Origin of the sequence: Vibrio sp. 1CM7H (assembly GCF_023161645.1) — a bacterium.
Lineage (GTDB): Bacteria > Pseudomonadota > Gammaproteobacteria > Enterobacterales > Vibrionaceae > Vibrio > Vibrio diabolicus.
In genome coordinates this window covers 1-22,307 of record NZ_JALNTV010000011.1, presented here as the reverse complement: position 1 = coordinate 22,307, position 22,307 = coordinate 1, and the positions used below count along the sequence as shown (strand labels likewise).

General features: G+C 46.9%; 19 protein-coding genes and 1 pseudogene. 9 read left to right on the top strand and 11 right to left on the bottom strand.

Annotated elements, in window-relative coordinates; all coding sequences use genetic code 11:
* Positions 1 to 43 precede the first annotated feature (43 nt).
* Positions 44 to 1,267 (bottom strand): EAL and HDOD domain-containing protein, encoded by a 1,224-nt coding sequence (locus tag MSG33_RS21525; protein ID WP_248382069.1) that lies wholly within the window; start codon positions 1,265 to 1,267, stop codon positions 44 to 46.
* 24 nt (positions 1,268 to 1,291) lie between these two features.
* Positions 1,292 to 1,909, bottom strand: a complete 618-nt coding sequence (gene rhtB, locus MSG33_RS21520) for a homoserine/homoserine lactone efflux protein (protein ID WP_005393828.1) — start codon at positions 1,907 to 1,909, stop codon at positions 1,292 to 1,294.
* A 65-nt stretch (positions 1,910 to 1,974) separates the two neighbouring features.
* Between rhtB and MSG33_RS21515 the strand changes: the two genes are divergently transcribed.
* The gene (locus MSG33_RS21515) at positions 1,975 to 2,982 is read left to right on the top strand and encodes an alpha/beta fold hydrolase (RefSeq protein ID WP_248382067.1); all 1,008 of its coding nucleotides are present in this window, start codon (positions 1,975 to 1,977) and stop codon (positions 2,980 to 2,982) included.
* Between the two features lie 236 nt (positions 2,983 to 3,218).
* Positions 3,219 to 4,043, top strand: a complete 825-nt coding sequence (locus MSG33_RS21510; RefSeq protein ID WP_248382097.1) for a Cof-type HAD-IIB family hydrolase — start codon at positions 3,219 to 3,221, stop codon at positions 4,041 to 4,043.
* A 53-nt stretch (positions 4,044 to 4,096) separates the two neighbouring features.
* On the opposite strand, the gene MSG33_RS21505 is transcribed toward MSG33_RS21510, so the two are convergent.
* Complete coding sequence (locus tag MSG33_RS21505; protein WP_114324079.1) at positions 4,097 to 4,567, bottom strand: EVE domain-containing protein; 471 nt, start codon at positions 4,565 to 4,567, stop codon at positions 4,097 to 4,099.
* Positions 4,568 to 4,614: 47 nt separating this feature from the next.
* Between MSG33_RS21505 and MSG33_RS21500 the strand changes: the two genes are divergently transcribed.
* Together MSG33_RS21500 and MSG33_RS21495 are read left to right on the top strand one after the other, a co-directional pair.
* Positions 4,615 to 6,165: a hypothetical protein gene (locus tag MSG33_RS21500; RefSeq protein ID WP_248382065.1), complete on the top strand. Its 1,551-nt coding sequence runs from the start codon at positions 4,615 to 4,617 to the stop codon at positions 6,163 to 6,165.
* Positions 6,165 to 6,770, top strand: a complete 606-nt coding sequence (locus MSG33_RS21495; RefSeq protein ID WP_248382064.1) for a tRNA-uridine aminocarboxypropyltransferase — start codon at positions 6,165 to 6,167, stop codon at positions 6,768 to 6,770. Before MSG33_RS21500 ends, MSG33_RS21495 begins: the two co-directional genes overlap by 1 nt.
* A gap of 84 nt (positions 6,771 to 6,854) precedes the next feature.
* On the opposite strand, the gene MSG33_RS21490 is transcribed toward MSG33_RS21495, so the two are convergent.
* The 7 genes and pseudogenes from MSG33_RS21490 to MSG33_RS21460 all read right to left on the bottom strand — a co-directional run bounded on the left by MSG33_RS21490 (position 6,855) and on the right by MSG33_RS21460 (position 14,195).
* Positions 6,855 to 9,341: an EAL domain-containing protein gene (locus MSG33_RS21490; RefSeq protein WP_248382062.1), complete on the bottom strand. Its 2,487-nt coding sequence runs from the start codon at positions 9,339 to 9,341 to the stop codon at positions 6,855 to 6,857.
* A 138-nt stretch (positions 9,342 to 9,479) separates the two neighbouring features.
* A complete protein-coding gene (gene yigB, locus MSG33_RS21485) occupies positions 9,480 to 10,196 on the bottom strand; it encodes a 5-amino-6-(5-phospho-D-ribitylamino)uracil phosphatase YigB (protein ID WP_248382060.1) in 717 nt (238 codons plus the stop codon).
* Positions 10,197 to 10,204: 8 nt separating this feature from the next.
* On the bottom strand, positions 10,205 to 11,137 hold the full coding sequence (xerC, locus tag MSG33_RS21480; protein WP_012841287.1) for a tyrosine recombinase XerC: 933 nt from the start codon (positions 11,135 to 11,137) through the stop codon (positions 10,205 to 10,207).
* On the bottom strand, positions 11,103 to 11,834 hold the full coding sequence (locus MSG33_RS21475) for a DUF484 family protein (RefSeq protein WP_248382058.1): 732 nt from the start codon (positions 11,832 to 11,834) through the stop codon (positions 11,103 to 11,105). Before MSG33_RS21475 ends, xerC begins: the two co-directional genes overlap by 35 nt.
* A complete protein-coding gene (gene dapF / locus MSG33_RS21470; RefSeq protein WP_006743008.1) occupies positions 11,828 to 12,658 on the bottom strand; it encodes a diaminopimelate epimerase in 831 nt (276 codons plus the stop codon). Before dapF ends, MSG33_RS21475 begins: the two co-directional genes overlap by 7 nt.
* A gap of 10 nt (positions 12,659 to 12,668) precedes the next feature.
* Positions 12,669 to 13,922: a diaminopimelate decarboxylase gene (gene lysA, locus MSG33_RS21465; RefSeq protein WP_006743007.1), complete on the bottom strand. Its 1,254-nt coding sequence runs from the start codon at positions 13,920 to 13,922 to the stop codon at positions 12,669 to 12,671.
* A gap of 61 nt (positions 13,923 to 13,983) precedes the next feature.
* Positions 13,984 to 14,195: pseudogene (locus MSG33_RS21460) on the bottom strand (lipoprotein).
* Between MSG33_RS21460 and cyaY the strand changes: the two are divergent.
* The gene (gene cyaY, locus MSG33_RS21455) at positions 14,175 to 14,489 is read left to right on the top strand and encodes an iron donor protein CyaY (RefSeq protein ID WP_012841286.1); all 315 of its coding nucleotides are present in this window, start codon (positions 14,175 to 14,177) and stop codon (positions 14,487 to 14,489) included. The pseudogene MSG33_RS21460 and the gene cyaY sit on opposite strands and share 21 nt — an antisense overlap.
* Positions 14,490 to 14,558: 69 nt before the next feature.
* On the opposite strand, the gene MSG33_RS21450 is transcribed toward cyaY, so the two are convergent.
* A complete protein-coding gene (locus MSG33_RS21450) occupies positions 14,559 to 17,087 on the bottom strand; it encodes a class I adenylate cyclase (protein WP_248382051.1) in 2,529 nt (842 codons plus the stop codon).
* Between the two features lie 346 nt (positions 17,088 to 17,433).
* Here MSG33_RS21450 and hemC point away from each other — a divergent pair, with 346 nt between their 5' ends.
* Genes hemC through MSG33_RS21430 form a run of 4 tightly spaced genes read left to right on the top strand, consistent with a single transcriptional unit; the run spans position 17,434 to position 21,513 of the window.
* The gene (gene hemC, locus MSG33_RS21445) at positions 17,434 to 18,372 is read left to right on the top strand and encodes a hydroxymethylbilane synthase (protein WP_005393847.1); all 939 of its coding nucleotides are present in this window, start codon (positions 17,434 to 17,436) and stop codon (positions 18,370 to 18,372) included.
* 2 nt (positions 18,373 to 18,374) lie between these two features.
* Positions 18,375 to 19,103, top strand: coding sequence for a uroporphyrinogen-III synthase (locus MSG33_RS21440; RefSeq protein WP_248382050.1), 729 nt, complete (start codon positions 18,375 to 18,377; stop codon positions 19,101 to 19,103).
* Between the two features lie 17 nt (positions 19,104 to 19,120).
* Complete coding sequence (locus MSG33_RS21435; protein WP_248382049.1) at positions 19,121 to 20,332, top strand: uroporphyrinogen-III C-methyltransferase; 1,212 nt, start codon at positions 19,121 to 19,123, stop codon at positions 20,330 to 20,332.
* Positions 20,332 to 21,513, top strand: coding sequence for a heme biosynthesis HemY N-terminal domain-containing protein (locus tag MSG33_RS21430; protein WP_248382047.1), 1,182 nt, complete (start codon positions 20,332 to 20,334; stop codon positions 21,511 to 21,513). The genes MSG33_RS21435 and MSG33_RS21430 overlap by 1 nt, the downstream gene beginning before the upstream one ends.
* Positions 21,514 to 22,307 lie beyond the last annotated feature (794 nt).

Sequence of the window (22,307 nt, the reverse complement as noted above, 5' to 3'; positions counted from 1 at the left end):
TTGAGAGAAGAACGGTTAGAGAGAATAAAGATACGGCAGAAATTTACGCAGTTGCGACGTTTTGACTCCAGCGAACCGCTTCACCTAACGAGAGCTTGACCTCTTCCAAAGACAACCCCAACTGCGTCGTGATTTTTTCGACGCCTGACCAGTCGGCACGCTCGTAACACTCTTCCAGAGAAATCAGCGCACCATAAACCCCCTTGCGATGTAATAAGGCTTGTTGTACAGATTCGCTAAGTGGCAATTGCTTGACTAAAGATTCCACCGACAAATCAAGCATCGCATCTAAAATCGATAATAAGCCGACCATAAACCCTTGTTCGTTGAGGTGGGAAAATGGCTGATAACGCGACATTAATTGGCAGAACTGCGCTCGTTGTAATGAAAGGTGATACAGTTCTCGAGGCTTGTTACTAGAGATATACGACGCCACGACCAAGGAGACAAACTGCTTAAGATTATCCTGACCAAGGTAGATCAAGGCCTGACGAAACGAGCTGATTTCGACAGCGAGGTTCGGCGCTTGCGTATTTACAAAGCGCAATAATTTGTACGACAACGCGACATCTTGCGTAATGATGGTTTCAATACGAGTAAAGTCTGGCTCTGGTGAGCAGACTTCACGAAAAAGCTGTAGCGCTAACACTTGCTCAGGGCTCACGTATTTTGTTTGCGAAACTAATGGCTTACTAAAAAAGTAGCCTTGGAAAAACTTAAAGCCAGCCGCTTTGGCTTGCTCAAACTCTTCTGCGGTTTCAACACGTTCCGCCAAAAAGTGATATTTGACGCGTTTAGCAAGGTGAGCTTTGACCAACGCACACGCTTTTTCCAGCCCCATTGCCATGATATCGAGTTTAACGATGTGCACGTAAGGTAAGAAGCGACGCCACTCCGGCGTTAAGGTGAAATCATCCAGCGCGATCAAATAACCTTCTCGATACAACTCGCGAATTGCATCGAGAAGAGCATCGGTCGGTTGGCAAGTTTCCAGGACTTCAACGACGATTTTATTTTTTGGCAAGCTGCGCGGTAAGCGGCGCACCAAGCTTTGATGAGGAAAGTTGATAAAGCATCGCGAAGAAGCAATCACTGGGTTAGTGCCCAGTGATAGGAAATTCTCGACAATTAATCGGTATGTTGCTCGGTTTGACTCAATATGCGAAGGGTATGCATTACTCTCCCCATCTCGAAACAACAATTCATAACCCAGCGTCTGTCTTTTGCGGTTAAAGATCGGCTGGCGAGCAACATACGTTGTATTCATGCTAAAGAAGGACCTATAAATGGCTTATGACTTTGCAGCTGCTAATAATGCACCACAACCCATAAACATTGAACCGAAGACTTTGTTTATTTTCCCCATGATTTTATCGGAGCGAATAAAACGTCCCATTTGCGCCGCCAAGGTGGTGTAACCCAACATCACGCACGCGTCGATCACAACAGTCGTAACACCAAGCACCAACAGTTGCGTCAGTTGGTCTTGTGCCGGGTCAATAAACTGTGGAAACAACGCCACCAGAAAAACAATCGATTTAGGGTTCGTCAGGTTAATCAAAATAGCTTTGTACAAGAGTGCCATGCCAGACATGTCTTTGTGGCTCTCAGCCGCCACCAAGCTGGAGGTGTCTCGCCATTTCTGGATACCCAACCAAACCAAATAAGCCGCGCCAACCCATTTAATGACAGAAAATGCCGTTGCCGACTGTGCGACCAGCGCACCAATTCCCGCCCCAACTAACGCAATGTGAATGGCCAAACCAATTTGGAGACCGATCACAGCCCCCAAAGATTTGCGAGTACCATAACTCAAACCATTGCTGATTGAGTTCACCGTGCCAGACCCCGGAGCCAAACTAAAAACGATTGCAGTTACTACATAAGCTAACCAGACGTGGGTATCCATTGCATTTCCTCACTAATTCTTCGATGATACATCGCGTAAACAACGTATCTTCAGGTAATCGACTAATGGCTACTAACCATTCACCTTTGACTTATACTCAAGAGTCATTATTTGAGCAAGCAATTGGTGGTCCGATCGCGGCACTTTGGCAAACTCGCCAAGAAGGCTTTGTTAAAGGAACTGAGAAAAAGAACATCTACTGGTGCAAACTGACCAACCCAGAACATAAAAAAGCCGTGCTCATCGTTAATGGGCGCATTGAATCCTCCTGGAAATACCAAGAACTGTTTTACGATCTCTATCGCCAAGGCTTCGACGTCTATTCCTTTGACCACCGCGGACAAGGTTTATCAGATCGTCTATTGTCTGACTCAGATATGGGTCACGTCTATGACTTTACTGATTATATTGACGATATGGGCGTGGTCGTAAACAAACACGACCTTAGCGACTATCAGCAATGTTTCATCATTGCCCACTCCATGGGCGGCGCAATCGCTACACGTTATCTGCAAACTCACCCAGAACATCCCTTTACCGGCTTGATTCTTAGTGCGCCTATGTTTGGTATTAATCTGCCATGGTACTTATCGCCAATAGCGATTCCAGTGACACAAATTATGTCAGCGGTATCGACTTTGCCACGCTATGCACCAGGACATCAGGCCTACTTTCCTAAACCCTTTGAAGATAACCCACTCAGCCAAAGTTACGGCCGCTACCAATGGTTCCGAAATCTCTATACGGAAAAACCGGAACTGCAAGTCGGTGGACCGAGCACTCGATGGGTATGGCAAGGGCTAATGGCAGCAAAACAATGCTTTTTATTGACTCGCCAAGTCAAAGTACCGGTGCTCCTGATTCAAGCTGGGAACGATCGTATTGTCAGCAATCTGGCACAAAAACGTTTTATCGATAAATTGCGTAAAACCAACCCATATGCGGAGCTACTTTCTATCGAAGGCGCACAGCATGAGATCTTATTCGAGACCGACCAGTATCGTAATCAAGCACTCGATGCGATCTTCCGCTTTATGAATGACCCGAAATCATCGCCAAACGAAAAAACATAATAAGAACTCTAGGCGACCATTTCACGGCCATGATTAAAGAGGAAATGTCTGCACATTGATTTACCCTCTTTTTCATCCTCATTTTGACGTACACTGCTTGGGTCTGGCTGCGTTGAACCATGCAGATGCAACCGACCAAAGTTCCCCCGCATTCGGAGCAGCATGATCTAGTCAGTCTGCTGTACTCCGTTTGCAATCACCTGTTCCACACTATCCAAACCGTTTACGAGGACTTCATGAGCACATCGCTACCTTGCAAAGAGATCACTAAAATCGTTGCCTCTGATCTGGATGGCACGTTACTCGCACCAAACCATCAGCTCAGTGCTTACTCAAAAGAGACGCTAAAAGCGCTGCACGAAAAGGGTTACACCTTTGTCTTTGCAACAGGCCGTCACCACGTAGACGTTGCGAGCATCCGTCGTCAGGTCGGTATTCCGGCTTACATGATTACCTCCAACGGTGCCCGTGTGCATGACCAGGAAGACCAGCTGATGTACAGCGAGAATGTCCCTGCAGAGCTGGTTCAAGGCGTGATCGACACGATCAAGCACGATCAAGAAATACTTATCCACATGTATCAAAATGACAGTTGGTTGATGAACAAAGACGACGAAACATTGCGTGATTTCCATGACGAATTCACATACGTCTTATTCGATGAAGACCAAGCGCCAACTGACGGTATTGCGAAAATCTTCTTCACCCATCCGGCACAAGATCACGAACGCTTGGTGGTGTTTGAAAACAAACTACGTGAACAATTTGGCGATAAGCTGAATATTGCGTTTTCAACACCATGGTGCTTGGAAGTAATGAGTGCAGGTGTGTCTAAAGGCCATGCTCTTGAAGCGGTAGCGAAAAAGCTCGGCCTCACGTTAGCAAATTGCGTGGCATTTGGTGATGGCATGAATGACGTAGAAATGCTGTCGATGGCAGGTAAAGGATTGGTCATGGGCACATCACACGAGAAAGTGATGAAAGCATTGCCAAATAACGAAGTGATTGGCAGCAATGCAGAAGATGCGGTTGCACACTACCTACAAGATCACTTGCTGTAAGCTGCAATACTCCAAACAATAACAAAGGGCTGCACATTCGCAGCCCTTTTCTTTTATCGCTGACTTGGCAACTTCTCTTTGCCAAGGATCGCTTCCCACTCTTCTTCTGTCACAGGCATGATCGACAAGCGATTTCCACGTTTCACCAATGGCATGTTCTCAAGTTCTGGCATCGCTTTCATCACCGATAACGGAATCACTCGCGTCGTTTTACGCACGAATTCGACATCCACCATAATCCAACGCGGGTTGTCTGGGTCTGACTTTGGATCGTAATAATCACTTTCAGGATCGAACTGGAAATGATCGGGATAGGCTTCTCTCACGACTTTAGCAATACCGGCAACGCCAACATTCTTGCAAGAAGAGTGATAAATCAGGACTAAATCGCCCACCTTCACTTGGTCACGCATCATATTGCGCGCCTGATAATTACGAACTCCCTCCCAACATGAAACCTTTTGGGTTCGAAGCGTGTCAATAGAAAAGGTATCTGGTTCAGTTTTAAATAACCAATATGCCATAATGCCATCCGATGCCGATTGAGTAACAATAATGAGGAAGATATAACATGAAGGCTTTGAAAAACCCAGTGGCGCTTGCCACTCTGCTGGTTCTGCAAGCATGTAGTTCGCAGCCGCCACAATCTGGCGCTGCCGACCCAACTTCTCCAGCAGCCACCTTAGATAAGCCTGACACCATTCAACCTCAAACCTTTATGCTACGTGGAAAAGTGATCGTCGGTCACGAGAGCCAATACATCATGCCTTGTGGCAGCGACAAGCAATATTGGTTACAACTGTCACCACAGCAAATGCAACGAGCAATTCAGTTAAATAACGAGCCTTACCAGACCATGTATGGAGAGGTTATCGGCCATCTCAACCCACCGGGCATCGATGGGTTTTCTGCCGATTTCGATGCTAACTTTGTCGTAGAACAAGTGAACTTCCTCACAACGGAAAATCCAAACCGTTGTCAGCAACCAAACAAACCAACTCGCGTGTTTGGTAATGAGCCTTCTTGGTCGGCAAGCTTTGAGGCTAATGGACTGACATTCCAGCCAATCGGAAAACAAACCTCAAAATTAGCGATTAAGAGCAGTCAACTTCAACCTCGCCAGCGCACATATCAACTACAAGATGGTGAACTTCGCCTAACAGAAAACCTCTGCTCAGATACGATGAGTGATTCTTTGTATGGCTGGAAAGCGACGCTAAAACATGATGGCGACACTTATCAAGGTTGTGGTACAGCTGCAAACGTGGACGCTACGCTTAGCTGGGCCAATACCTATGTCGCGACTTCAACCCAATCACAAGGTTTTGAGGTGCAAATGACCTTAAACCCAGACCACAGCGCCACAACAAAATACAGTTACGCCAATGGGCAGGCACCGTTAATCGAGCGTGGGTACTGGCAACAATTAAGTCCGTCTCAGGTTCAAGTCGTCATGACGCATCATCAACAACAAAGACTGATGTCAGAGCGACTGTTTACGCGAGAAGGCAATCAGCTCAAAGCGACCAAAGAAAAAGTCGGTAACTTGGTATACCCAATCGCCGATGGTGGTTTGGTGCTTTACCCTGCCACCGTTCGTGATGAGGGCATGATGCAACCAGCCGAGAAACGCGCCAACAAGCCCATCAGCAGTGCAGACGTACCTTCTAGTGCGGAGTTTGACTCCAAAGTAGATGCCGCCGTGCGCAACTACTTCTTCATTCACCAAACCAACCCCAACAACAACCAGTACCGTTGGCTAACTTACGACCTCAACGGCGATGGTAACGAAGAGCTATTAGTACAGCTGGATTGGTGTGGTTCCGGTGGCTGTACATTGCTGATATTTGAACATCACGAAAAAGAGTGGCGCTTCAATAGCCGTATCACACTGGTACAAAGCCCAATTATGCTCGGCCAACAAACCTCTCATGGCTGGCGAGATCTAATTTTTAATGTCAGCGGTGGCGGAGCTAAGGCAGCCCAACACGTGATGCAATACAGTGGGATTAGCTACCCACTCAACCCAAGCATGGCACCAACGGCAACGCCAAACCAAATCAGTGGAGTGCGTCTGTTCTCGGATGGGATTAGCCCGGTTCGCGAAGGAGTTCGTCTGTAATGTCGCAACCGTGTCCAAATTGTGGTTTTCAATTCAACTGTATGTGCTCACTGGTGCCGAAACTTACCAGCGAGCACAACATCTTGCTGTTGATGCATCCGAATGAACTGACGCGTGATACTAATACCGGCCAGCTACTAGAGCAGTGCCAACTCAATATTGAGCGAGTAATCTGGGACCGAAAACAACCACCAGCAGAATTGCTCGCTCGATTAGCTGATCCGTCGCTGTATCCAGTGCTTCTATTCCCAAGTGAAGAAAGCGTCACACTCGAACATGTGGCGCTCCAAAGCCAGCAACAAACCAAAAATCCGCTGTTTATTATTTTGGATTCCACCTGGCAAGAGGCGCGCAAGATGATCAACAAGAGCCGTTGGTTAGAAAGTATCCCTACTATGGCGCTGTCTACATCGGCAGACTCGCAATATCAGCTGCGACGCAACCAACAACAAGGCAACTTGTGCACGTTTGAAGTCGCCGCACATTTACTCGGACAACTAGGCGAGCAAAATAACCAGCAAAAAATGCTCACATTCTTTGCTCACTACCTTGCACTATTTCAAGCCGAAAAAAGTGGACACGCCCTCAAGCAATCACCGAGCTAACTCAACTAAAACCGAATGGCTCAAAATAAAAAAACGCAGCCAAGGCTGCGTTTTTTTATTGGAATGGTTTCACGTGAAACACAACTAAAACAAACGCGTAGGTTCACCCAAGTAGTAGCCTTGCAGATAGTCGACGCCCATATCCTGCGCGATTTTGCACACCTCTCGATTGTGGACAAACTCCGCCACCGTCTCCGCGTTAAACACCTGACATAAACGCACCAACTGAGAAGCTATTTTGCGCTGCTTTAAGTCTTTATCGATATCACGGATCAAGCTGCCATCGAGCTTTATGACTTCCGGCTCCAGCTTTAGGATTTCATCAATATTGGAATAGCCTGAGCCAAAATCATCAACAATGATACGCGCTCCTAAGCTTCTAAAATGACTGCATACTTCGATCATTCGACCGTAGTCTTTGATTTGCTCAGATTCCAACACTTCCAAACCAATTCGCCTAGGGTCATTGAGCTGACAAATTTCATGCTCTAAAAGCATTAAAGTTTTATCACTAAGCAAATCTTGCGGCGATAAGTTAATAGAAAAGTCACCTTGCTTATCTCGCATGTAATATAACGTAGAATGGATCATGTGCCGACTCAATCGAGTATAAAGATGCGTATCGGAAATAATAGGCAGGAAGCGCCCTGGCGCAATCACCGTTCCATCCTCCTCCAAAATGCGAACCAAACATTCTTGGCTTGCCAATTTATGGCTATCCGCATGCACTATCGGCTGGCTATAGGTGATGATGTTCTGTTTGAGAATGGCTTTACTGACGCAGCTCAACCATCCAAGTTGCTCTTTACGCACATCCTCACTGACTTCGATGTCTTTCGCATTGCAGATATGGGTATTACTGCGCACACCGGAACGCCTCGCTTCAATGCCTTTAAGCAATAGCTCATCCGCAGAAGCTGATGGAAAATCTCGACGACTCACTAAGCCACCGCACAGCGAGATAGAAAGATAATCTATTTCGCGCAGACCAATTGGCTCAAAATTAGTTTGCTCTACCGCGTCGGCAAAACGAGTAAAGTGCTGTTTGATGGTTTCGCTGCTTTGGTCAGCTTTAAATATGAACGCCCACTCACCAACCCCAATACTATAAAGCTGCAAAGCCGTTGGCATGCCAAAACGCTTTCGCAGTCGATTCGTAAAATGCATTGAGAGGTCTTTAAGTAGCTGATCCCCTACTCTATAACCGTATTTTTCATTGATATGGCTGAAGTTAAGTAGCTTTAGAGTCAGCAAGTGCTCATCCAAATCAATGCTACTCAGCCGCTCTTGCAGCGCAACTCGGTTTTGTAATCCAGTGCGACTATCTCGCCGATAGCTTTCTTGTAACTTGCGCGTTTGGCGATCGAGTTGATACCCCATATGCGCGTTCATATGGTTGAGGTCGCCAATCGCATTTCGAATCAAGCTAAACAATGGTGAAATAGAGGAGCTAACGGGCGACTTAGGCAAGTTCAATGCTTGTACTTCATCTCCCTCTCGCATCGCTAAATACGTCAGACTGTGATGAAGAATTTCTGGCTGTCCAATACCGCCATGCAGTTCCCCCATACAATAACTACCAAACGTCGTCGCGATATCTTTGAAGGCTTGGACTTCGTCGCTGCTGTCAATAAAGTCTAACCGTGACGCGCAGTTAAAAATCATCACGACTTCAGGTTGGTGCATGGCTAACTCAACCACACCATGTCGCACCTGTTCGAGCGTTAATGAGGGGTGGTTATAGCAAAATTGTACTTCGTCACCAAGACACCAAGGCCTGTCGAAACTCATACTGCCATCAGCGTGCAGCTCCGTTACCGTACAAACTTCCTTGCGCCCCAAACTTTCTCGATACAAAGGAAAGCTGAGCAACTGACTCAGCGTCACATCATGGCCATCCGCCAAGTAACGCTTGTATACGTCCAACGCTTTCTTCTCACCTAAGCAATACAAGCGCGTTCCTTTTGCATGGGTGACTTTATGTGGCATGCCAATCGGGTTCCATTCCGAATACGCATCCGTCCATAACTTCAAGGTATCACTGTGCAAAGCTACGGCGACCACAGCGTTATCGTAAACTCGGTTTTGATATATCACCCAGCATCCATCATCAATACTCTGCGCCAACCCTCCAGAGATCACGACTTCTTCACTGGCGAAGGTTTGAAACAAGGGATAGTCGCGTCGTTCAATTTGCACAGCAAAGCTGAGGATCACTTGCGAATTATACTGCAACAGAAGCGAGCGTTTGAGCTCTCCACCATCAATATCGGGGGAGTAAGAGTAGGTTTGTACAGCAGAAGTAAGCGTGGTTTGTTCGAACTCAGTCACACTGATCAGGCAACCAGAGGTAAATATCTCCCCCTCCAGAATGACATTACGCGTACTATGCCCCATGACATGGGCATTCGGCAGCAACAATAAAACAGCGTCCGCAAGTGTGGTCGTAAAGTCGCGTGATTGAGTCGACAATATTTGCACCAAATATTGTTTACTTGAAGAGAACTGAGAAGTGACTAAAAAGTCATTTAACTGACTGACATCATGAACCAGTTTTGAAAAAGCTCGCATGCACCTACCACTGCCGTAACACTATCTTCACCACGACGTGTGGCGTTACTCTTTTTACTTAATAGTGAATAATTTACGTGGCTTTACGCTGCTTTTCTAGACACAAAATGAGATTAGAATGGATTAATGCGAAAGCAATTAAAAAAGTGTGAGTAACGGCTGCAAACTATTGATTTCAATATCAGGTAAAGTACGTGTTTTTGAATGGTTAATGACATTTTTATTCATATCATTAAACCAACAGGCTGCAAAACCAGCCAACTTTGCACCATGAACATCCGTGGTTAGGTGATCACCGACATGCAGAATATTCTCCGCAGGGATATCCAAGAATCGCTTCGCTTTAGTAAACATATCGGTGGCGGGTTTCGCTAACCCATCTGGCCCCGCTTTGAGCACACATTGAAAATACGGCGTTAAGCCAATTTTATCTAAATCGACGTTGCCGTTTGTGATCGCCACGAGCGGAACTCGCTCTCCCAATTGTGTCAAAACATCTAAGCTTGATTGGGGCACTTCAAACTGACTGCGCCAATCCAAAGCGAGCTGCACACCCTCTTCAGCTGCGGCTTGAGCTTGCGCTTCATCATAGCCAACTGAAAGAAAACCATGCTTTAGCTGCACCACACGCCAAAGCGTCACATCGCTTCTGAGATCAGGTCTCTGCTGGAGCACATGTTTTTTTACCTGCATCCAATCTGCCTTATCCATGTGCGCCACGGCAGGATGTGTTTGCTGCAACCAAGCCAGCAACTCACGCTCCATACGGATAATCACCGGGTAATTGTCATACAGCGTGTCATCAAGATCGAAGGTCATGGCCTTAATAGGCTCGATACGGCGATAAAATTTCATACTTCGGCTCACTCCCCGTTCTTTTTACGTGCGCGTGGGTGGGCTTGGTCGTAGGCTTGCGCTAAATGTTGGAAATCCAAGTGCGTGTAGATTTGGGTCGTCGAAATGTTCTCGTGTCCTAAAAGCTCTTGCACCGCACGTAAGTTATTGCTGGATTCGAGCATATGTGTCGCAAACGAGTGACGCAATTTATGCGGACTAATATGGCTCGCCACTGACTGTTTCTGTCCCCATTCTGCCATACGTTTTTGCACGCTACGGTGCGAAATACGCGTTCCGAGTTTAGACACAAACAAGGCAGGTTCACCTGGCGCAGCAAGGTCGCCCCTGACTTTCAACCACTTGGCAACCCATTCAGTTGCCATGCCAGAGAATGGTACTTTGCGTTCTTTATCGCCTTTACCGATAACACGAAGCTCTCCACTGCGCAGTTGTACATCACGTACATCCACACTCACCAACTCAGCCAAACGCAAGCCAGCACCGTACATCAGCTCCATCATGGCGCGATCACGCACAGCCAACGGGTCGTCTTCGTTGACCTCAAGCAGTTGGCTCACTTCATCAACATCGAGGTTTTTCGGCAACGGGCGCTTTTTACGTGGCGCTGAAACCCCTTTGGCAGGGTTAGCTGACATCTCGCCACGCAGAATGAGGAAATCGAAAAAGCTTCGCAGCGATGAGAGGCGCGTCGCCAAACTGCTGGCTTTCATGCCTTCCCGCATGCCCTTACCTGCTAATTGGCGCACCCAGCCTGCATCAACTTGAGACCAATCTTTAAGTCCCATTTCAGCCAAGTGCTGCGCCATGGTTTCTAGCTGCTGTTTGTAATTGCGTTGAGTATGTAGGCTGAGCCCCTTTTCGCTTCGTAAGAATTCATAGAAGCGCTCAAGAGGCTTTTGCAGACTATTTGGCAGAGGAGTGTTGGGAGTTGTCGTCATCGTAACTTTGCCATACCAATGTTTGAGCGAGATGTGCCACTACTAATGATAGGTGACGCAAAAACAAGGTATCCATATCTGGTTGAAAATGACCGCCATCCTCACTAGAGAACGCTAGCACGCCCAGTGTTTGCTGTTTCACGAGCGGCAGTACCACATAGGACCCCATTTCCGGCACATCCATATTGCCAAACAAAGCTTCACGATCCACTTTGCGAAGACGTCCTAGGTACGCGTCTTTGCCATTTAAGTGAGTGGTCGCAAAACGTTGATAACTTTCCTTACTCAATTGAATCGATGCGTCGCATTGACTAAACAATCGAACAAACGCACGTAAGCCCAGTGCTTTAGCTTTCTCTTCAATAGAATGAATGACTTGTTTAAAGTCACCACACTTTAGAATCTGCCCCTGCAAATCCATAAATTCGTAAAAGGAGCGATCGTTGTTCGCCGCAAGCGACATCAGTGTGGTGATCTCTCCCTCTAACTCTTCAATGCGCTGACGTTGGCGATTCATTTGTATGTGCACCAAAGACACCGCACCCAAGTCTGAGTGTGGGAAAGATAGACGATCCACAAGCTCCGGACGCTGCACAAAAAAATCGGGATGATCTTTGAGGTACTCGGCCACCACTTCAGCCGTTAAGGCATCTGCTTCTACTTGAGACAAACCGTTTCCTTTTTCTTCTACTAGCAAGACAATTGACCATCAAATACATGCGTTGTAGGTCCGGTCATAAACAACGGCTTACCCGGACCTTGCCACGCAATTCGCAGTTCACCACCTGGTAGAGAAACCTTAACGTTTTCATCCAGCAGACCCTGAAGAATCCCTACCGCTACCGCCGCGCATGCGCCGCTACCACAAGCTTGTGTTTCACCTGCGCCTCGCTCGTAAACTCGAAGACGAATATGGTCACGACTCACCACCTGCATAAAGCCAGCGTTGACGCGCTCTGGAAAACGCTCGTGTGACTCAAGCAGCGGGCCTAATGTATCGACATCAGCAGTATCCACGTCATCAACCACCGTCACCACATGCGGGTTACCCATGCTTACCGCGCCACAGAACAGCGTTTTTTCACCAGCGCGCATGATGTAGGTTTTCTCTTTTTGCTTGGCTTTAAAAGGAATCTTGTTCGGCTCAAACTCTGGAACGCCCATGTTGACCGTCACTTCTCCATCATCTTCAATGTTGAGAATCATCTTTCCTTTTTTGGTGCTTACGCTGATGCTGTATTTATTGGTCAACCCTTTTAAGCGAACAAAACGCGCGAAGCAGCGCGCGCCATTCCCGCACTGCTCGACTTCACTACCATCGGCATTGAAAATCCGATAATGGAAATCAGTTTCCGGGTCGTAAGGGGCTTCTACCACGAGCAATTGGTCAAAACCAACGCCGGTATGACGATCCGCCAAACGGCGGATCAGGTCTTGCGAGAAAAACACGTTCTGGGTAATACAGTCGACGACCATGAAGTCGTTGCCCAAACCGTGCATTTTGGAAAAGTGGAAATGCATTTGTTGTGTGTTACTCCGGTAGAATCTGTTCCAGCTGCCACAAACTGGTCAGCTCCTCACGCTGGCGAACTAAGTGGCTTTGTTTACCATCCACCATTACTTCTGCCGCTCGGGTACGAGTATTGTAGTTCGAAGACATAACAAAACCATAGGCACCTGCTGAACGAACCGCGAGTAGATCACCTTCTTGCAAAACGAGTGCGCGATCTTTACCCAAGAAGTCGCCGGTTTCACAAATAGGGCCAACCAAATCGTAAGTCTGAGCTTCACCCGTGCGCGGCGAAACTGGCACGATATCTTGCCATGCTTGGTATAGTGCAGGACGCATCAAGTCGTTCATTGCCGCATCGATGATGGCAAAGTTCTTGTGCTCAGTATGTTTTAAAAACTCAACACGCGTTAGCAAGATACCTGCGTTCGCAGCAATTGCACGGCCTGGCTCAAAGATCAGCTCCAAGTCTTGGTGATTTTCAAGACGGCCTAGTAACGCTTTGGCGTAATCAGAAGGCTGAGGTGGTAATTCATCACGATAGACCACACCCAAACCGCCGCCGACATCAAGGTGACGAATGTTAATGCCTTGCGCTTTTAAATCATCAATCAGGGCTAATAAACGGTCTGTCGCGTCGATAAATGGGTCTATATTGGTCAGCTGAGAACCAATGTGGCAGTCGATACCTTGCACATTCAAGTTAGGCAGGCTTTGCGCGAATTTATAAACATCTGGCGCACGATCAAACGCAATGCCGAATTTATTGTCGCGAAGACCAGTCGAAATGTAAGGGTGTGTTTTCGCGTCGACATCTGGATTGATACGCAGAGAAATTGGCGCAATCACACCAAGCTCACCCGCAACCTTGTTCAAACGTTCTAGCTCTGGCTCAGATTCAACGTTGAAACATTTGATACCTAGCTCAAGAGCGCGCTTCATTTCTGCAGGTGTTTTCCCAACACCAGAGAAGACGACTTTCTTCGGATCACCGCCTGCGGCAATCACACGCTCAAGTTCACCACCTGATACGATATCAAAGCCCGAACCCAAACGCGCCAGTGCGTTCAATACGCCTAGGTTTGAGTTCGCTTTCACCGCGTAGCAAACTAGATGAGGATGTTGACCCACAGCACTATCAAACGCCTTCCAGTGGCGCTCTAGCGTGGCTCGAGAATATACGTAAAGAGGAGTGCCATATTGCTCTGCAAGAGCTTGAAGTGGGACGTCTTCGGCCCAAAGCTGGCCATCATCCTGATAGTTGAAGTAATCCAAAATTCGCTTCCCTTATTTTATTCGACTGCTGAACCCTAATTTCACCCTAAGGCGCGGTTATTTATTGTGATTGCTCATTCTGTTGAGTGTCATCTGGAATGTATAGTGAGCCAGACTGGCCACATCCCGCTAACGTCGCGGCAACCATCACAAACAACACAGTAACTAATTTTTTCATTTCGCATATCGTGATTATTGAATCAATGCCCCCTATAATCGCACCACACTCAGGAAAAGCAATAGGATAGACGGATGAACGATACTGAATTTCATCAACTGGTGGATGCGCAGATGCAAATCATCGAAGAATCCATCGATGATTCAGGCGCAGACATTGATTACGAAGTCACTGGCAACGTAATGACATTGGAATTTGAAGACCGCAGCCAAATCATCATTAACCGCCAAGAGCCGATGCATGAGATCTGGCTAGCGTCCAAATCTGGTGGTTTCCACTTCAAGCTTATTGAAGATAAATGGACCTGCTCAAAAACGGGCATGGAGCTATTTGAAATGGTGAAGCAAGAGTGTGAAAAGCACGCGGGCGAAGCCATTGATTGGGCATAATGTCCGTCAATCGTCACCAAAACAAAAAGAGCACCGAAGTGCTCTTTTTGTTTATTGATACGGGTTTAATTACGCGTTCACCGCTTTCGTCGGACGATGCGGCGAGCAACCATCATTACGATAAGGGATGATATAAGCATTGCCCTCTTCTGGATGGATAATCTGGTAGTACTGCGGCAGGTTAAAGTTGATAAATTTCGACGCAACACGACTGTCGTCTTTTACTGATGTGTAAAAGCTGTTCACGGACGAAATCATCTCGTCTTTGGAGCCACTGAATTGGTGATACACTTCAACTTGGTTTGACTCATCCAACACATAAATATTGAAGCCATCTTCATTATCTTCAAAGAAGAACTGCACCAGACCTTCACTGGCAAAACCATCCACCGCTTCTGGCATTTGATACTCTTGCTCTCGATCGAGCATTAATAGCGGCGAGCCTTTAAGTTTGTTAGTAGAAATGCTGCGATAGAAATCAATGGAGTTTTCTAACTTCTGCACCGACACGCCACGACGTTCAAAGAACAGCCCGTAAGTTTGGTTACCGAGGCGCATCGCTTTAAAGCGGCGGCGTTTTTCTTGCTCTACTGGCTTCAAGCGTAAGTCGATACATTCCGCTAAAAGCTGGTAGACCATATTACGCATAACACCACGCATGTTCTTCGCATAACAGAACACATCCACCGATTCTGGTGGCAACGCGTCTTGGTGCATTTTGCCCAGAATAGTTTTCAGTGCGTCCAGCATCGCCGTTTCCCCTTTGAAATGCAGCGTACGCACTTCATGCCAGGAGTTACGGTAAACCAAGTCGACACTGCCGACTAAGTTTTTATGTTCCGGACCAAAACTGAAGATATCGGTATTTTTCACATCCACTTTCAGTGAACGGCCCGAAAGCTCTGACGTAGGATCATTTTCAAAGTTGATGAACATCGCTAGCTGGCTGATCTCACATGGGCTCGCTAATGCCTGCATCGTCGGACGGCGCTTACGCAGCGCAAAGGTATTTCGTAAGTCGCTCACCATTTGGTAGAACTTATCGATATCCAGTTGCGCTTCACGCACCACCGCGTGCAAACGAGTCGACTCGGTGATTAAACCATTAAAGAATGCCCAAGAGACTAACTTGCTCAAGTATTCATGATGTTCTAAGTATGGCTGCCCCAAAATGCGGTGCGCGATCAGAGGTTGTTTATAGAGATACCAACCAGACTTGTTCACACCACCATCTTTCACTTCGATGAAGCTTAAATCCGGTTCATGCAAATCAGGGGAAATCTGTGGGTTGAGCAACGTCACTTTGCCCGGCAATACTTCAAAAGCGGCGTAAAGCTTACGAGCCAAAATACTGATGTCTTGCGGGCTGATAGCGGAGGTAATGTCGTTGCGACGCGCAAATTGAATCAAATTACGGTAGCTCTGCATCAACGCATCCAGCAACGCATGATGCACCACTTTTACCTGTTCAACTTTCCAGTTGCGGCGATCATCAAGCTCAGCAACAACGCTGGCATCCCAATCCCATTTTGCAATCATGTCGCTCAGCGCTTCACGGCGCCAAGCCACTGAACCGACATCCGGTTCACGCGACAACTTTTCATGGGTTTTGAGATAGAAGCAACGGCGCACCAAATCCAAACGAGTGTCGTCTTGGATTCGCTCTAAATAGCGGGTTACTTTTTCCAGCATTAAGTAGTATGCATCCATGCCATAAAGGTCTGGCTCATGGGCAAAGAAACGACGCTTGGTATCGATGCTTAACAGTTGCGTATGCGGGTATTCCCACGAATAAGCTTCAAGCAGAATGGCTTTTAATACCGATTTGTAGGGAGAATCGATACTTTTGTATAGCTGCCACAAGTTCGAGCCGAAGTACTCTTCAGCAGGAATGCGGTTCAATTTGCCAAAGTCGATCCATTCACTACAGTCAATGTAACCTTCACTGCACAATTGAGAAACGTACTCGTCGTAACACTCTTCCATTTCTGGCGGCACTATTTGCCATAATAAACGCTGTCCAGCAATACGCACCGCGCTGCGATAGAATTCATCAAGCAAAAGTAAGTGCTGAGATGAGCCACAGTTATCACCCGTCATCTCTTCAGAATGGTTGCTTCTAAAGCGTTCTTCATCCATTAAGAAGAAGTTCGCCTCCACCCCTTGGCTTTGTGCCCAGTCGGTGATCAGCAAGCATTTATTGGTCAGCAATTCTCGCTCGTCACAATCCATCTCTGGTGAAATACACACCCAAATATCTAAATCACTAGAAGTACTTTGACCAATTGATGAGGTACTGCCCATGGTGTATAAGCCCAAGATAGCCGGCTTCTCTGCCGTCTTAAGTGGCTGACCAATCGCAAGTTGAATGTCATCAATGAATTGCTGCTGAATGCTATTTAGCGCCAGCCCATGCACACCAAACGGGACATCGGCATCGTAATAGCCAGGAATCACAGGGTGGTTGTAGTTCAACAAGGCAGGAATCAAGTGGAAGACTTGCTGGCTTTGCGAATCCATAAGCGCCAGCGCGCGATCAACTCGCTGCTGATTCAAATTATCTAGTCGCTGAATGATTTTTTGGGTGTAAGCCTGCAAGGGGAATTCCTTGGTTGAACAATCACGAAAATCTGCTGACGTTTTAAACCAAAACGGCCTAAAAACGTGATCAATTTAACACTTTTATTGGTGCGGGTAAAGTTTCACGCCCACGCACCACTCAGGATGCAAAACCATACTTTAGTCACAAAATTAATCGCGCGGTAGTGTCGCTCTTATTACCTATTACTAATAATAGTCCTTAGTCTAATTGAGAATCCAGTCACACTATTTTCATAACGTCATGTAATTCCATTCATAGCTCTCAGAGATAACGAACTAACAGTAAGCATTTCTTGATGAGAATGGTAGGATAAACCCAAATCCAAACAGCATTGAGAAGATCATGACACAATCCACACCGATTCGCATTGCAACTCGAAAAAGCCCTCTTGCTTTATGGCAAGCTTACTTTGTTAAAGACGCCCTTCAAGCCGCTCACCCAGGCTTGGAAGTCGAGTTAGTAACCATGGTGACCAAAGGTGACGTGATTTTAGATACACCACTAGCAAAAGTTGGCGGCAAAGGCTTGTTCGTAAAAGAGCTTGAAGTCGCGATGCTAGAAGGACGTGCAGACCTCGCCGTTCACTCAATGAAAGACGTGCCCGTCGATTTCCCGGAAGGCCTTGGCCTCGTGACCATTTGTGAGCGTGAAGATCCTCGTGATGCTTTCGTCTCCAATACCTATAGCAATATTGATGAACTCCCTCAAGGTGCAGTGGTTGGTACTTGCAGTTTGCGCCGTCAATGCCAACTGAAAGAATATCGTCCAGACATCATCATTAAAGAGCTTCGCGGTAATGTGGGCACTCGCCTTGGCAAACTAGATGCGGGTGAATACGATGCGATCATTCTTGCTGCGGCTGGCCTTAAACGATTGAAACTTGAAGAGCGCATTCGTAGTTTTATCGAACCAGAGCAATCACTACCAGCGGTAGGCCAAGGTGCTGTCGGTATTGAGTGCCGCCTTGACGATGAAAGACTGCTTAAGCTGCTTGAGCCACTTAACCACCAAGACACCGTAGACCGCGTTTTGTGTGAGCGCGCAATGAACCTTACGCTAGAAGGCGGCTGTCAGGTACCGATTGGCAGCTATGCCCTACTAGACGGCGACAACATTTGGCTACGCGCATTAGTTGGCGAACCAGATGGCAGCGAAATTGTTCGTGGTGAAATCCGTGGCCATCGTAAAGACGGCGAAACGTTAGGAGTGCAGTTAGCCAATGAACTACTGGATAACGGCGCTCGTGAAATCCTAACTAAGCTGTACGCAGATCACGAATAATCATGGCAGTGTTGGTCACTCGGCCGGGAGAGCAAGGTAACGCGCTTTGCTCTCTGCTCGAAAGGCACGGCATTTCCGCATATCACCATCCTCTGATCGACATTGTCGCCGATCTCACGGACACACACCTCTCTAAACACCTGCATCAAGCTCAAATTGTTATCGCTGTTAGTCGACATGCCGTGCAATGTGCACAGCAAATCTTAACCAGCAACGAGACATCATGGCCGAAACAAGCCATTTACCTTGCCGTTGGTCAAAAAACAGCACACTATTTAAGCAAATGTACCCAACAGAAAGTACACTATCCCCAAGTCAGTGATAGTGAACATTTATTGCGACTGCCAGAGCTCAATAATGTGGCCCAACAACAGGTTCTTATCCTTCGTGGGAACGGTGGAAGAGAGCTGATCAAAGATGCATTGGTGAGACGTGGCGCAAAAGTTCACTATAGTGAGACTTACAAGAGAGAATTCATCCCATTCGATCCAGTAAGCTGTGTCTCACTATGGAAAACGCTACAAATTGACCAGATCATCGTCACCAGTGGTGAGCAACTGGATTATTTGTGCAGCCAATTGACGTCAGAGCAATTGACTTGGCTTAATCAACAAGAGTTGTATATCCCCAGTCAGCGTATCGCTGACATCGCACTTCAAAGGGGGTTCACTCGGGTGAGATGCACGGGAAGCGCATCCAACCAAGAATTACTGGCGGCTCTCCAGCCCTAGCTACACAGGATATAGGCATGACAAGTAAAAATAACGACCAAAAAAATAACGATAAAAACCTTTCCGAAGAAACCTCATCGGCACCGCTAGCCGAAAAAAGCACATCGCAGCAGGATGCGGCCCCTAAAAAAGAGCAGCCAAAAGTGGCCGAGTGCCCAAAAACAGCCGAGCCAGCCAAAGTCGAATTTGAAGAAAAACAAGGTAAGCGCGGAGTTAAACTAGGCACAGTCGCTATCATCTTATCGATTATTTTTGGCGGTGGCCTCGCATACAAACTGCATCAGCAGCAAGCCGATTACCAAGCGCAGATCGCCCAACTAAAAAGTCAGCTAGAAAGCACTCAAGCCTCCATGAAGCAAGAGCTCAGCCGGGTACAAGAAGAAACCATCGAGAAAGCAACGACCGTGACACACAAAGCGGAAGTGGTACTGGGACAGCAACAGAAGAGCATTGAAAGCTTACAGCTTGCCGTTGCCGATGTGAAAGGTCGCCGACCAAACGACTGGCTACTTGCTGAAGCCGATTACCTCGTCAAATTAGCAGGTCGTAAACTGTTCTTAGAGCATGACGTAGAAAGCGCAACTCAACTAATGGAAAGTGCTGATCAACGCATTGCCGCACTGAATGATCCTAGCCTCGTCAAACTACGTAAAGCAATGGCGAACGATATCACCAAACTTCGTACTATCCCGCTGATTGACCGTGATGGATTGGTACTACGCTTAACTGCTCTGCAACAGCAAGTAGACAAGCTACCTCTCGCCAATGCACTACTCCCAGAAGCAGAAGCCGTAGAGAACACTGAAGTGTCGGAAGATATTGCAAACTGGCAAGATAACTTAATGACCTCTCTGAAGGACTTTTCAGAAAACTTCATTACCTTCCGCACGCGCGATGGTAACGTCATTCCACTGCTTTCTCCTGAGCAACACTTTTACCTAAAAGAAAACATCAAAGCCAAATTGGAGACCGCAATAAAAGCGGTGTACCAAGAGCAAGGTGAAATTTACACCACGTCTCTAAAAACGGCCGACAAATGGGCATTAGCTTTCTTCAACCAAGACGATAATTCCGTTAAAGAGTTCAACAAAACGGTTAACCAGTTAAGCCAGCAAAACATTCAAGTGGAATACCCAACGAAACTGCAAAGTCAGTCTCAACTATCAGATGTCATCCGTGAGCGCCTACGTCGCGAAGTCACAACGATGACAGGTATGGAGGATAAGTAATGTTTCGTCTTATTTTCCTATTTGTTGTACTAGGTGCAGGACTATTTGTTGGCACTCAATTTTCTGGTCAGCAAGGCTATGTACTCATCTCCATCGCTGAGAAAACGATCGAGATGAGCGTAACGACATTGGTCGTATTCGTTATCGCAGCACTCGCAGGTCTTTTTCTACTTGAGTACCTAATTAAAAAGCTAGTTTACGCAAGTTCTACAACATGGAACTACTTCAGCGTGCGCAAAATGCGCCATTCCCGTCGATACACCAATGAAGGCATTATTAAACTCCTTGAAGGAGACTGGAAAGGTGCCGAGAAGAAAGTAACTCGCTGGGCAAATCATCACGATATGCCGCTGCTTTGCTACTTGGTTGCGTCTGAAGCCGCACAAGGCCAAGGTGATAAAGCGAAACGAGATCACTATCTAGAGCTAGCGAGCCAACAAGAGAACGCCCATCTCGCAGTAGAACTGACTCGAGCGAAACAATTTATCCGCGACAACGAGTTCGAGGCTGCTTTCGATACTTTGCAATCGTTAAAAGGTCAGTATGCGAGTAATTCGATTGTATTGAACTTGCTGAAAACAACGTACATGCAGCTAAAATTGTGGCAACCTCTTATTGACCTCTTGCCACAACTCAACAAAGCAAAACTCATCACGGAAGAAGAACACGCAGAGCTGATTCAAAAGGCGCAATGCGGCTTACTCCATGAAGTGGCACAGCAGCAAGGTAGCGAAGGGCTTATCTCTCATTGGAATGGCCTTGCACGCAAAGTAAAACAAGACACACACCTAGTCGCCTGTTTTGCTCGTGAGTTGATAGCCCGGAAAGCAGATGCTGAAGCCTTTACTGTGCTAAAAGAAGCATTGAAAAAACAACCGGCTCCTGGGCTTTATCAACTACTGCCAGATCTAAACCTGCCAGATATCCACCCTGTCGTGGTTTTCTTAGAGGGGGTAGTGAAGAAAGAGCCAGATAACGCCGCAGCGCATAGCGCATTAGCGCACTTCTATTTCCGTCAAGAGAAGTGGCAAGAAGCCCAAGACCACTTTGAGATCGCCTTAAAGCTTCGCTCTGACGTCTCTGATTATGCATTCTTAGCAGATACACTAGAGAAGCAGAATCTAACTAAAGCCGCTCACGAAGTCTCTCGTAAAGCTCTCACGCTCGTCCAGAACGACTAAGTAGCGGTCATCTAACCAAGCCGGCAGTTTACTGTCGGCTTTTTTATTGCCTGTCACTCATCAACACTACACAAACCTGCAATATCCACTAGAGCTAATGCCCTTCAATCGCCTAAACCTCATTGAGAGCCTCATCGCTTCCAGCAGCACTCCATTAAGCCCAATAAAATCCTCAAAAAAATAGCTTGCACACTTTCTTCAAGGCGAACAACCAAATATAAGTTTCTAGGAAGGAGCTCTACTAACAAAATACAGGTAACTTGAAATAGTGCAGGAAGCAAAATAGGTACATAAGCTCCGATACTCTCCATTCTCTTCAATGAAGGGCTGTCCTATACAATGCTTAGAGAGTGTTTATTGTACCAACTAGGGCAAGATAGCGAAGAGCCATTAGGTAACACTAAGAGCGCTAACGCACGTAACATCGAGTAAAGAGTAAAAACAAGTCTCTTGTTAACAGAAACACTTCACCCTTAGAGGTAAGAATGCCAATACTCAGACTTGATGGTTCTCGTTAGAAGATAAAGTTATAGACTTCTGTCGCTGCACAACCCGTGGATAACGAGAACGCGCTTAAAGCAAGGCTTCTCAAGTGACATAGTGCAGGGATACCTAGTCCGGGGATACGATCAGCTAAGGGATTGATTCCAGTCCCTAACGAATTTCCAAGCGTCAGAAACGAAGAAAGCCTCGCTATTTCTAGCGAGGCTTCTGAATAGTGGCGGAGAGATAGGGATTTGAACCCTAGATACGCTATTAACGTATGCCGGTTTTCAAGACCGGTGCTTTCAACC